The organism is Achromobacter ruhlandii, from assembly GCF_002082135.1.
In the GTDB taxonomy this organism is placed as follows: Bacteria; Pseudomonadota; Gammaproteobacteria; order Burkholderiales; family Burkholderiaceae_B; genus Achromobacter; species Achromobacter ruhlandii.
Genome location: NZ_CP017433.1, coordinates 4,909,110 through 4,921,123, shown reverse-complemented (window position 1 = coordinate 4,921,123; position 12,014 = coordinate 4,909,110). Strand labels below are relative to the sequence as shown.

Here is a 12,014-nt window from a genome sequence, read left to right as displayed (position 1 = left end):
ATGCCTGGGTTGATTGGGACGCCTCAGGCGGCGGGGGCCGCCAGCCCGGCCGCCACGGGCCGGAAATTGCGGAAGTCCCAGTCGCGCCCGGGCGCCGCGTCGATCAGGGCGCGGGTGTACTCGTGGCGGGGATCGGTCAGCACGGCCTGGGCGGCGCCGGTCTCGACGACCTTGCCGCGTTGCATGACCATGATGGTGTCGCAGATCTGCGCGGCCACGCGCAGGTCATGCGTGATGAACAGCACGCCCACGCCGGTGCGCTCGCGCACCTGCTCGAGCAGTTCCAGCACCTGCGCCTGCACCGACACGTCCAGCGCCGACACGGCTTCGTCGGCCACCAGGATCTCGGGGTCCATCACCAGCGCGCGGGCGATGCAGATGCGCTGGCGCTGGCCGCCGGAGAATTGGTGCGGATAGCGCCGCATGGCGTCGGGGCTGAGCCCGACCACCGACAGCGTTTCGCCGGCGCGTTGCAGCGCCTGCTCGCGCGGCACGCCGAAATTGAGCAGGCCTTCGATGATGGATTCGCCCACGGTGCGGCGCGGGTTGAGCGAGCGGTACGGGTCCTGGAACACGATCTGGATGCGGCGGCGCACCGGTCGCAGCGCCGCGCCGGACAGGGTGCTGAGGTCTTCGCCGCCCATCATCATGTGGCCGGCGGTGGGCTCGATCAGGCGCACGATGCAGCGCGCCACCGTCGATTTGCCCGAACCGGATTCGCCCACGATGCCCAGGATCTCGCCCTTGCGCAGCGTCAGGTTGACGTCGGCCGCGGCGATGACGTTCTGCGGCGCGCGGCGTGAGAACAGCGAGCCCTTGCCGCCGTAGGTGCGGCCCAGGCCCTTGACGTGCAGCACCGGCTGGCCGGCGGGCGCTTCGCGGTGCGAGGGCACCAGGCTGGGCACCGACGACACCAGGCGGCGCGTGTACGACTGCTTGGGTTCGGCCAGGATTTCGTTGCGCGTGCCGCTCTCGATCAGGTCGCCGCGGTTCATCACCACGATGCGATCGGCGATCTCGGCCACCACGCCGAAGTCGTGCGTGATGAACAGCACGGCGGTCCGGTGCTTGACCTGCAGTTCCTTGATCAGCAGCAGGATCTGCTTCTGCGTGGTGACGTCCAGCGCCGTGGTCGGCTCGTCGGCGATCAGCAGCTTGGGCTCCAGGATCAGCGCCATAGCGATCACGATGCGCTGGCGCTGGCCGCCCGAGAGCTGGTGCGGATAGGCATCGTAGATGCGCTCGACGTCGGGCAGGTGCACCGAGCGGAACATGTCCAGCACCTTGGCGCGGCGTTCGGCGGCCGACATGCGGCGATGCAGCCGCAGCACTTCATCGACCTGCTTGCCGACGGTGTGCACCGGGTTCAGCGCCGTCATGGGTTCCTGGAACACCATGGCCATGCGGGTGGCGCGCAGCTCGCGCAGGCGGCGCGGCGTGGCGCTGGCCACGTCCTCGCCTTCGACCCGGATCGAACCCGCGCTGATGCGCAGCACGCCGGGGGGCAGCAGGCCCATGACGGCCAGCGAGGTGACCGACTTGCCCGAGCCGGATTCGCCGACCACGCACACGGTTTCGCCGGCGTGCACGTCCAGGCTCAGATTGCGCACCACGCGGTTGCCGGCGCCGCCGACTTCCACCGACAGGTTGCGGATCGCCAGCACGGCGGACGAGGTATCGCCCGCGGGGGGAGTGGGAGAGTAGGTCATCGGCATCAGATCCTGCGCACCATTTTCGGATCGAGGGCGTCGCGCAGCGCGTCGCCCAGGATGTTCACGCTGAGCACGGTCAGCGACAGGAACAGCCCCGGGAACAGGATCAGGCCGGGCAGCATGCGGAAGTACATGCGGCCCTCGGACATGATGTTGCCCCAGGAGGCGATCTCGGGCGGGATGCCCGCGCCCAGGAAGCTGAGGATGGCCTCGGTCAGCATGGCCGAAGCGAACACATAGGTGCCCTGAACGGTCAGCGGCGCGATGGTGCTGGGCACCATGTGGCGCCACAGCAGCAGCGGCAGCGGCGTGCCCAGCGCCAGCGCGGCCTCGACGTAGGGCTCGCCGCGGACGGTCAGGATCTGGCCGCGCACCAGCCGCACCACCCGCGGGATCTCGGGAATGGTGATGGCCACCAGCACCGTGGTCAGGCTGGCGCCGGTGACCGACACCAGCGCGATCGCCAGCAGGATGCCGGGGATCGCCATGATGGCGTCCATGGTGCGCATGATGATGCCGTCGAGCGAGCGGAACCAGCCGGCGATGACGCCGACCACCAGCCCGATGGCGACGCTGACGACCGCGGCGCCCAGGCCCGCGATCAGCGAGACGCGCGCGCCGTAGGCCACGCGCGACCAGACGTCGCGGCCGAAGGCGTCGGTGCCGAACAGGTAGTCGGTGAACGGCTGCTTCAGGCGCGCCCCGGGATTGATGAAAGTCGGGTCGACCGTGCCCAGCAGCGGGGCGAACAGGGCGATGGCGACAATGATGAGCAGCACCACCAGGGCCAGCATCACCGGCCAGCTTTTGAGGCCCTGGCGGATCTGGCGCCAGGCGGTGACGTGGGGCGTGCCGCCGCCGGGAAGATCGGCGGCCGCTTGCGCGGCGGCGTCGGTTGGCGTTTGCATGGCGTGGCCTCAGTATCGGATACGGGGGTCGAACACCGTGTAGGCGCAATCGACAACCAGATTGATGAACACGTAGACGAAGGCGAAGAACAGCGTCAGGCCCTGGATCACGGGGTAGTCGCGCGCCAGCACGGCTTCGACCACCAGCCGGCCCAGGCCGGGGATGTTGAACACCGATTCGGTCACCACCACGCCGCTGATCAGCAGCGCAATGCCCAGGCCCACCACCGTGGCGATGGGCACGGCGGCATTGCGCAGCGCGTGGCCCAGCAGCACGCCGGTCTCGGTCAGCCCCTTGGAGCGCGCGGTGCGGATGAAGTCCTCGCCCATCACCTCGATGACGCTGGTGCGCGTGATGCGCGCGATCAGGGCGATGTACACCGTGGACAAGGCCAGCGACGGCAGGATCAGCCGGTGCAGGAACAGCCAGAAGCCATTGGCCAGCGGCGTGTAGCCTTGCACGTTGAACCAGCCCAGCTTGATGGCGAAGGCCCAGATCAGCAGGTAGCCGGTGACGAACACCGGCACCGAAAAGCCCAGTACCGAAAAGCCCATCACCGCCCGGTCCAGCAGCCGGCCCTGGCGCCAGGCCGCCAGCACGCCCAGCGGAATCGCCACGACCAGCGTGAAGACCAGCGTCAGCAACGCCAGGCTCAACGACGGTTCGAGCCGCTGGCCGATGAGCTGAGTGACCGGCACGCCGGACATCAGCGAGGTGCCGAGGTCTCCCTGCAGCAACTTGCCGCCCCAGATGAAGAACTGCTTGGCGACCGGCTGGTCCAGGCCCATCGTCTGGCGGATCTGCTCGATCCGTTCGGGCGTGGCGCCGTCGCCCGCCATGATGATGGCCGGATCGCCCGGGCTCAGACGCAATATCGCAAAGACCACCACCGCGACCATCACCAGAACGGGGATGGTCGCGAGGAGCCGGCGTGAGACGAATGCCAGCATGTATTTCCCCCTGAACTACTTGCCCGTCAAGGGGCTTTTTTCACATTCCAGAACGCGAACACCGGCGCATGCACCAGGCCCGAGAGCTTGGTGGTGTACACGGTGGGCACGGACATCTGGCCCAGCGGCACGTACAGGCCTTCGTCGATGCCGATGCGCTGCAATTCATCGGCGATCTTCTTCTGCTCGGCCGGATCGGAGGTCAGCGCGAACTTGGTGCGCAGTTCCTCGACCTGGGGGAAGTCGGGCCAGCCGAACCAGGCGTTGTCGCCGTTGGCCGCGGCCGGGGCCGAGCGCACCGGGTCCATCACGTCGGTGGCGTACCAGTTGGTGTTGTGGATGTTCCAGCCGCCTTCGGCCGGCGCCGCCTTCGAGGCGCGGCGGGTGGCCACGCTCTGCCAGTCCATCGCCGCCAGGTTGACGTTGAAGCCGGCCTTGCGCAGCGCCTGGGCCATCACCACCGGCTGCGCCGACAGCGTGCCGACGTCGGTGGCGTGCATCACCAGGATCGGGGTGTTGTCATAGCCGGCTTCCTTCAGCAGGGCCTTGGCCTTCTCGATGTTCGAGGGCACCACCACGTCCTTGCCGATGTCCGATTCCAGCGGCGTGCCGCAGCCCCACAACGAGGCGCAGGTCTTCCAGTACTTGGGATTGCCGACCAGCGCCTTCATCACGTCTTCCTGGCCGATGGCGTACATCGCGGCCTGGCGGATCTTCTTGTTGTTGAAGGGCGGGTACTTGAAGTTGAAACGGTACATCGTGAAGTAGCCGACCGGGCTGAGCGACTCTTCCTTCAGGTCCTTGTTGCCCTCGACCATCGGCAGCAGGTCGTAGGGGAACTGCTCGACGAAGTCGATTTCGCCGCCCAGCAGCGCGTTGGCGGTGGTCAGGGCGTCGGGCATCACGTCCCACTCGACCTTGTCCACGTTCACCACCTTGCCGCCTGCCAGGCCGCTGGCGGGCTCCTTGCGCGGCACGTAGTCGGTGTTCTTGACGTAGACGGTCTTCACGCCCGGCTTGAATTCGGCCACCTTGAAGGGGCCCGAACCCGTCATGTCGGTGATCGGCTGGCCAATGGCCTGTTCGGCGATGCGCTTGGGCATCATGAACGGCGCGGTGCCGGTCGGCTTGGACAGGGCGCGCAGCGCCAGGTCCGTGGGTTCCTTCATGACGATGCGGAAACTGTTGTCGTCGATGACTTCGATCTTGTCGGTGAATTTCAGCAGCGTGCGGCCCATGCCGTCGCCCGCGGCCCAGCGCTTGATCGACGCGACGCAGTCCTCGGCCGTGACGGGCTTGCCGTCATGCCATTTCTGGCCCGGGCGCAGCGTCATGGTGTAGGTCTTGCCGTCGGCCGAGACATCCCACTTTTCCAGCATCTGCGGCTGGATCTTGTTGTCGGCGTCGGTGGCCAGCAGGGTGTCGTAGATCATGTAGCCGTGCCACGTCGTGATGTACGCGGTGGTGGCGTGCGGATCGGTCAGGCGCAGCGGCGAGTGCATCACCGCCTTGATGACGGTGTCGGCGTAGGCGCCGTGGGCCATCAGCAGGGTGGCGCCGGCGAACGCGGCCGCGCGGACGAACTTGAGCATGAAATTCCCCTTTTATGCGTAGTGAGCGGCGCGGATTGCCGCTACGTCGTTGACGCGCCGCGCCCCGGGCGCGGCGTGCGAGGGTCAGTCGGTTGCGGCGCCGGCAAAGACCGGGCCGCAAGGCGCCATTCTGATACCGGGACGCAACCGTGTCCATGGTTGTTTTGCCGCATCCATCAGCATGGAACCCGGCGCGGCGCAAACCAGGATCGTGTGGGCGATCGGGGTGAAGTCGGCGCGGAAATGCGCCGAGCTTTTCACCGCCAGGATGGCCGCGCGGCGCGGCTCGATGCCGGCGAAGCGGAACATCTCCTGGTCGGCCATCTGCACCTTGTTGGAGGCCACCACGATGCGCACGCCGCCGATGCGCAGACAGGCGCTGGGGCCCAGGTCCATATGGAAGCCGCGGTAGAACGCGCCATGCGTATCGAAGCGCCCATCCGAAGTTTTCTCCACGATGAACTCCGCGTCCAGCGGTTCGTCGTCGGGAATACCCGAGTGTCCACCCAATGCAATGCGGACCGATTTACCCACGCCAGCGCGGTGCGCGGCCAGCGCCGCTGCCGGATCGACGATCAGGCCGATGGCGGCATCGCGCGCCTGGTGGCGGATCAGCGCGCGCAGCAGGCCGGTGGTGTCGGAACTGCCGCCGGCGCCGGGGTTGTCCTGCGCGTCGGCGATCACCACCGGCGCGTTGGCCTCGCGCGCCAGGCGCAGGGCGGTCGTGACGGCGTCATCGGGTGAATACAGGGTGCCGCCAAAATCCCGTTCGGCATCGAGCACCGCGCGCGCCAGCGTGTCGGCGGCCGCGTCGGCCTCGGCCTGGGTGGCGCCGTAGGCCCATGCCGCCGGCAGGCAGTCGGGAAAGTCCGCGGCGGGAAAGCCGGTGGCCAGCGACGCGCTCTGGGCGCCGCGCGCCTCGATGTCGCCCACCATCTGGTACAGGCTGCGCGCCGGCTCGATGTCGGTCGATTGCCAGCACAGCGGAATCAGGTAGGGCAACTGTCGCAGCGCCACGCAGGGACGGGGCGCGCCGGCCAGGCGCCGCGCCAGCAGCGCGGCGGCGCGCTGGCCGGTCTCGGCCATGTCGATGTGCGGATAGGTGCGGTAGCAGACCAGCGCGTCGGCGTAACGCACCATTGCCGCTGTCATGTTGGCGTGCAGGTCGAGGCTGGCCACCACCGGCACGTCAGGGCCAACCAGCGCCCGCACGCGCTTGAGCAGTTCGCCCTCGCCGTCGTCCAGGTGCTCGGTGACCATGGCGCCGTGCAGGTCCAGGTACACGCCATCCAGCGGCATCGCCGCTTGCAGGCCCTGCAGGATCAGGGCGCTGATGCGTTCGAAGGCATCCTCGGTGACCGGGCCGGACGGGCTGGCCGCGGCCCACGTGGCCGGCAGCAGCGTGTGCTGTTGCATGGCCTCGATGAAGCCGGCCACGGGAATGTTGGCGCCGGCCACGGCCTGGAACATCGCCGGACCGCTGACCAGCTTTGGCCAGCCGCCGCCCTTGTCGGCAAAGTCTTCCCACGCCGCGCGCGAGGGCGCGAACGTATTGGTTTCATGCTGAAAGCCGCCTATCCCGATGCGCATCAGGATTCCCCTTGTTGTGTGTCTTTCGGCAAAACCCCGGCCTCTTGGCGGGCCGGGGCGGTGTGGGCAGGATTACTTGGCCACGGGCATGGTGAATTCCGCGCCCTTGGCGATGCTGTCCGGCCAGCGCTGCATCACGCTCTTGTAGCGCGAGTAGAAGCGGATGCCTTCCTCGCCGTAGGCGTGGTGGTCGCCGAACAGCGAGCGCTTCCAGCCGCCGAACGAGTGCCAGGCCATCGGCACCGGGATTGGCACGTTGATGCCGACCATGCCCACCTTGATCTGGCGGGCGAAGGCGCGCGCCACGCCGCCGTCGGACGTGAAGCAGGCCACGCCGTTGCCGAATTCATGGGCGTTGATCAGTTCGACCGCGGCGGCGAAGTCGGGCACGCGCACCACGCACAGCACCGGTCCGAAGATCTCTTCGCGGTAGATGTTCATCGCGGGCTTGACCTTGTCGAACAGCGTGCCGCCCAGGAAGAAGCCCTTTTCGGCGCCCGGCACCTTCAGGCCGCGGCCGTCGACCACCAGCTCGGCGCCGGCGGCGACGCCGTCCTCGATGTAGCCGATGACCTTGTTGCGGTGCTGCGCCGTGACCAGCGGGCCCATTTCGGCGTCGCCCTGCATGCCATCCTTGACCACCAGCGCTTTGACGCGCGGGATCAGGCGTTCGATGACTTTGTCGGCCACGTCGCCCACCGCCACGGCCACCGAGATCGCCATGCAGCGCTCGCCGGCCGAGCCGTAGGCCGCGCCCATCAGCGCATCGGTGACCTGATCGAGATCGGCGTCCGGCATCACCACCAGGTGGTTCTTGGCGCCGCCCAGGGCCTGCACGCGCTTGCCGCGGCGCGTGCCTTCGGCGTAGATGTATTCGGCGATGGGGGTCGAGCCGACGAAGGACAGGGCCTCGACGTCGGGGTGCGCGATCAGCGCGTCCACGGCCTGCTTGTCGCCGTGCACCACGTTGAACACGCCCGGCGGCAGGCCGGCTTCGGTCAGCAGCTCGGCCAGGCGCAGCGAGGCCGAGGGATCGCGTTCGGACGGCTTGAGCACGAAGGTGTTGCCGCAGGCGATGGCCACCGGGAACATCCAGCACGGCACCATCATCGGGAAGTTGAACGGCGTGATGCCGGCCACCACGCCCAGCGCCTGGCGCATGCTCCAGTTGTCGATGCCGCCGCCGATCTGGTCGGAATACTGGCCCTTGAACAACTGCGGAATGCCGCAGGCGAATTCGACCACTTCGATGCCGCGCATCACTTCGCCCTTGGCGTCCGAGAACACCTTGCCGTGCTCGCGCGTGATCAGTTCGGCCAGTTCGTCCTGGTGCTTGTCCAGTAGCGCCTTGAAGTTGAACAGCACCCGGGCGCGCTTGAGCGCGGGGGTTTCCGACCAGGCCGGAAAGGCGGCCTTGGCGGCGGCCACGGCCAGCGCCACTTCGTCGGTGGAGGCCAGCGGCACGGACGTGATGATCTCGCCCGTGGCCGGATTGAAACCGTCGGCGTAGCGGTTGCTGCGGCCATCGTAGGGCTGGCCGTTGATGTAGTGGGAGAGGTTCTTCTTCATGGGAAAGCTCGGAGCGGGGTTCTTTGAAAACGCCGGAGGGCGGCCCGGGGCCGCCCGCCATTGTGTGCGATGCGCGGCGCCTGCGCCGCGCCGGGGACTACGCGACTTCCTTGAGCACCTTGCCGATCTGCTCGAAGATCTGGCCGATCTGGGCCTCGTCGATGATCAGCGGGGGCGAAACGGCGATGATGTCGCCGGTGTAACGCACCATCAGTCCGCTGTCGAAGCACTTCTGGAATACCTCGGCGGCGCGCGCGCCCGGCGCGCCGGCGCGCGGCGCCAGCTCGACGCCGGCCACCAGGCCCAGGTTGCGCACGTCGATGACGTGCGGCGCGCCCTTCAGGCTGTGGGCGGCCTGCTCGAAGGCGCCGGACAGCTTGCGGGCGCGGGCGAACAGGTCCTCGCGGCGGTAGATGTCCAGCGTCGCCAGGATGGCGGCGGCCGCCAGCGGGTGGGCCGAATAGGTGTAGCCGTGGAAGAACTCGATCCCGCCGGCCGGGCCGTTGACGATGGCGTCATGCACCTCGCGGCGCACCGCGACCGCGCCTGCCGGCACGGCGGCGTTGCTGACGCCCTTGGCCATCGCGATCAGGTCCGGCGTCACGCCGAAGAATTCCGACGCGGTGGCCGCGCCGAGGCGGCCGTAGGCGGTGATGACTTCGTCGAAGATCAGCAGGATGCCGTGCTTGGACGTGATCTCGCGCAGCTTTTCCAGGTAGCCCTTGGGCGGGATCAGCACGCCGGTGGAGCCGGCCATGGGTTCGACGATGACCGCGGCGATGGTCGAGGCGTCGTGCAGCGCGATGATGCGCTCCAGGTCCTCGGCCAGGTGCGCGCCCCAGGCCGGCTGGCCCTTGGAATAGGCGTTCTGCTCCAGGTTGTGGGTGTGGGGCAGGTGGTCCACGGCGGGCAGCAGCGCGCCCGAGAAGGTCTTGCGGTTGGGCGAGATGCCGCCGACCGAAATGCCGCCGAAGCCCACGCCGTGGTAGCCGCGCTCGCGGCCGATCAGGCGGGTGCGCTGGCCTTCGCCGCGGGCGCGGTGGTAGGCCAGGGCGATCTTCAGGGCGGTGTCGACCGATTCGGAACCGGAGTTGGTGAAGAACACGCGGTCCAGGCCCTGCGGCATGAAGCTGGCGACGGCCGTGGCGGCCTCGAAGGCCAGCGGGTGGCCGAGCTGGAAGCCCGGGGCGTAGTCCATGATGCCGGCCTGGCGCGAGATCGCCTCGACGATCTCCTGGCGGCCGTGACCGGCGTTCACGCACCACAGGCCGGCGGTGCCATCCAGCACCTGGCGGCCGTCGGCCGAGGTGTAGTACATGCCCTTGGCCGCCGCCAGCATGCGCGGATGCGCCTTGAACTGCTTGTTGGCGGTGAAGGGCATCCACAGATGGGACAGGTCGGGCAACTCGGCGGGGGCGTTCATGGCGGCTCCAGGGGAAGGACAAGCGCCGGAGCCTGCGCGCGTGTCGGGCGGGCGGCCGGCGGGATGCGATTGATTCTGGTACGTCCGGCGAGGAATGAAAATATACAATCCGCGCAAACCGGGCTAACTGTATAGTTGCAAGCATGACAACTGTACAGATAGCGTAGCGCCGTGATCGACTTCCAGCCCGTGCGCGCCCGGGGGCAGGCGCCAACCCTGGTGGACCAGCTGGTGGCGGCCGTGCTGCGCGCCATCGAGGCGCAGGAGCTGCGTCCGGGTATGTCCCTACCCTCGGTGCGCGACTTCGCGCGCCAGTACCAGGTCAGCACCTTCACCGTGGCCAGCGCCTATAACCGCCTGGTATCACTGGGCTGGCTGGCGGCGCGCCCCGGCGCCGGCTATCGCGTGGCCTCGCCCGACGCGCCGCCGCGCCGGGGCGAGCCGCAGTCCTGGGAGCCGCCGCGGCTGAACGCGGCCTGGCTGCTGTCGGACATCTTCGCGGACCACTCCATTCCCATCAAGTCGGGCTGCGGCTGGCTGCCGGGCGAGTGGCTCAATGAAGAGGGGCTGCACATGGCGCTGCGCCACATGGGCCGGGTGCCGGCCATGCGCATCGCCAACTACGGCCATCCCTATGGCTACGCGCCGCTGCGCGAGACCATCGCCGCCACGCTCAGCGCGCAGGGCATGGAAGTGGAAGTGTCGCAAGTGCTGCTGACCCAGGGCGTGACGCACGGGTTGGACATGGTGATCCGCACGCTGCTGCGGCCGGGCGACACAGTGCTGGTCGAGCAGCCGGCCTACGCCAACCTGTTGCAAATGCTGCGGTTGGCCGGGCTGCGGGTGGTGCCGGTGGCGCGCACGCTGGATGGCCTGGATTGCGAGGCGCTGGAGCAGGCCGCGTCGCAGCACCGGCCGCGCGCGCTGTTCGTCAACACCGCCCTGCAGAACCCGTCCGGCGCCAGCATCAGCATGGCCAACGCCTTTCGCATCCTGCAACTGGCCGAGCGCCACGGGCTGTGGGTGGTCGAGGACGACATTTCCCGCGAACTGGCGCCCGGCGTCACGCCCATGCTGGCGGCGCTCGATGGCGGCCGCCGGGTGGTCTACCTGGGCGGCTATTCCAAGGTCATCAGCCCGTCGGTGCGCGTCGGTTACGTGGTGGCGCACCGCGACCTGGCGCGCGACATCGCGCGCACCAAGATGGCGGTGGGGCTGACCTCGCCGGAGATCATGGAGCGCATCGTGCACCAGGTCATCCGCGAGGGCCGCTACCGGGCGCACATCGAGCGCACCCGCGAACGGTTGGCCCAGGCGCATGCGACCGTGGCCGGGTTGATGGCGCAGCATGGTTTCGAGATCTACGCGCGGCCCCAGGCGGGCCTGTTCCTGTGGGCCAAGGTGGCCGGGCAATGGCGCGAGCGCGGCGCCAACGGCCTGGCGGGGCTGGCGCTGAAGGACGGCATCTGGCTGGCGCCGGGGTCGTATTTCGAGGCCGACGAGGCCGATACGCCGTGGGTGCGCTTCAACGTGGCGTATTCGGAAGCGCCGGCGCTGTGGCGCTTCATGCGCAACGAGGGCGCGGCCTAGGGCCTGTCGCCGCGGCCGGGCGCGGCGCCCGCGGCATCCTGGCAAGGGCGCGGCGCCGCATGCGCGAGTGGGTTCAGGCGCGTTCGTACGTCACGAAGTCGTAGCGGTAGCCGTTTTCCTCCGGCTGCGCCTCGCGCGCCGTTTCGCGCCATTGGAAGCCGGGCAGCAGCGGGAAGAAGGCGTCGCCTTCGACCTCGGCATGGACTTCGGTGGCCAGGACGCGGCTGGCCAGCGCCAGGGCCTGCGTGTAGATCTGCGCGCCGCCGATGACGAAGGCTTCGGGGCTGTCGCCGCAGGCGGCGACGGCGGCTTCCAGCGTCGGCACCACGGTGGCGCCGGCGGCCTCCAGGGCGGGGTTGCGGCTGATGACGATGTTGGCGCGGCCGGGCAGGGGACGACCGAGCGAATCCCAGGTCTTGCGGCCCATGATGATGGGATGGCCCAGCGTGCTGCGCTTGAAGTGCGCCAGGTCGCCCGGCAGCTTCCAGGGCAGGGCGTTGTCACGGCCGATGGCGCGGTTGGTGGAATAGGCGACGATCAGGGTCAGGCGGGCGGACATGCGGGCGGTTTGGTCGGCAAAGGCGGCCGACGGCGCCGGCACAGTCTGGCAAGCGTATCAAATTTGGCGGGCCGGCGGATCGCGATGGCGCCGCCGTCGAGCGGCGCGGACAGGCGGCAG

General features: G+C 68.8%; 9 protein-coding genes. 1 reads left to right on the top strand and 8 read right to left on the bottom strand.

All coding sequences use genetic code 11. From position 1 onward, the window contains the following. Window positions 1-23: 23 nt before the first annotated feature. From AruCF_RS22290 to aptA, 7 genes are all read right to left on the bottom strand, one after another. On the bottom strand, window positions 24-1,709 hold the full coding sequence (locus AruCF_RS22290; RefSeq protein ID WP_063569874.1) for an ABC transporter ATP-binding protein: 1,686 nt from the start codon (window positions 1,707-1,709) through the stop codon (window positions 24-26). 5 nt (window positions 1,710-1,714) lie between these two features. Then, on the bottom strand, window positions 1,715-2,620 hold the full coding sequence (locus tag AruCF_RS22285) for an ABC transporter permease (RefSeq protein ID WP_049076228.1): 906 nt from the start codon (window positions 2,618-2,620) through the stop codon (window positions 1,715-1,717). A 9-nt stretch (window positions 2,621-2,629) separates the two neighbouring features. Further along, window positions 2,630-3,571: an ABC transporter permease gene (locus AruCF_RS22280; protein WP_049076226.1), complete on the bottom strand. Its 942-nt coding sequence runs from the start codon at window positions 3,569-3,571 to the stop codon at window positions 2,630-2,632. Window positions 3,572-3,597: 26 nt separating this feature from the next. Continuing rightward, window positions 3,598-5,163, bottom strand: a complete 1,566-nt coding sequence (locus AruCF_RS22275) for an ABC transporter substrate-binding protein (RefSeq protein WP_049076225.1) — start codon at window positions 5,161-5,163, stop codon at window positions 3,598-3,600. A gap of 84 nt (window positions 5,164-5,247) precedes the next feature. After that, entirely contained in the window at window positions 5,248-6,753 is a 1,506-nt protein-coding gene (locus tag AruCF_RS22270; protein ID WP_049076223.1) for a M81 family metallopeptidase, read from the bottom strand. 72 nt (window positions 6,754-6,825) lie between these two features. After that, window positions 6,826-8,322, bottom strand: a complete 1,497-nt coding sequence (locus AruCF_RS22265) for a CoA-acylating methylmalonate-semialdehyde dehydrogenase (protein WP_049076221.1) — start codon at window positions 8,320-8,322, stop codon at window positions 6,826-6,828. A 97-nt stretch (window positions 8,323-8,419) separates the two neighbouring features. Then, window positions 8,420-9,745: an omega-aminotransferase AptA gene (aptA, locus tag AruCF_RS22260; protein WP_049076219.1), complete on the bottom strand. Its 1,326-nt coding sequence runs from the start codon at window positions 9,743-9,745 to the stop codon at window positions 8,420-8,422. Between the two features lie 171 nt (window positions 9,746-9,916). Here aptA and AruCF_RS22255 point away from each other — a divergent pair, with 171 nt between their 5' ends. Next, a complete protein-coding gene (locus tag AruCF_RS22255) occupies window positions 9,917-11,335 on the top strand; it encodes an aminotransferase-like domain-containing protein (RefSeq protein ID WP_049076217.1) in 1,419 nt (472 codons plus the stop codon). A 73-nt stretch (window positions 11,336-11,408) separates the two neighbouring features. Here the strand turns inward: AruCF_RS22255 and AruCF_RS22250 are convergent, their stop codons facing one another. Continuing rightward, window positions 11,409-11,894, bottom strand: coding sequence for a dihydrofolate reductase (locus AruCF_RS22250; protein WP_054415457.1), 486 nt, complete (start codon window positions 11,892-11,894; stop codon window positions 11,409-11,411). Window positions 11,895-12,014: the final 120 nt, after the last annotated feature.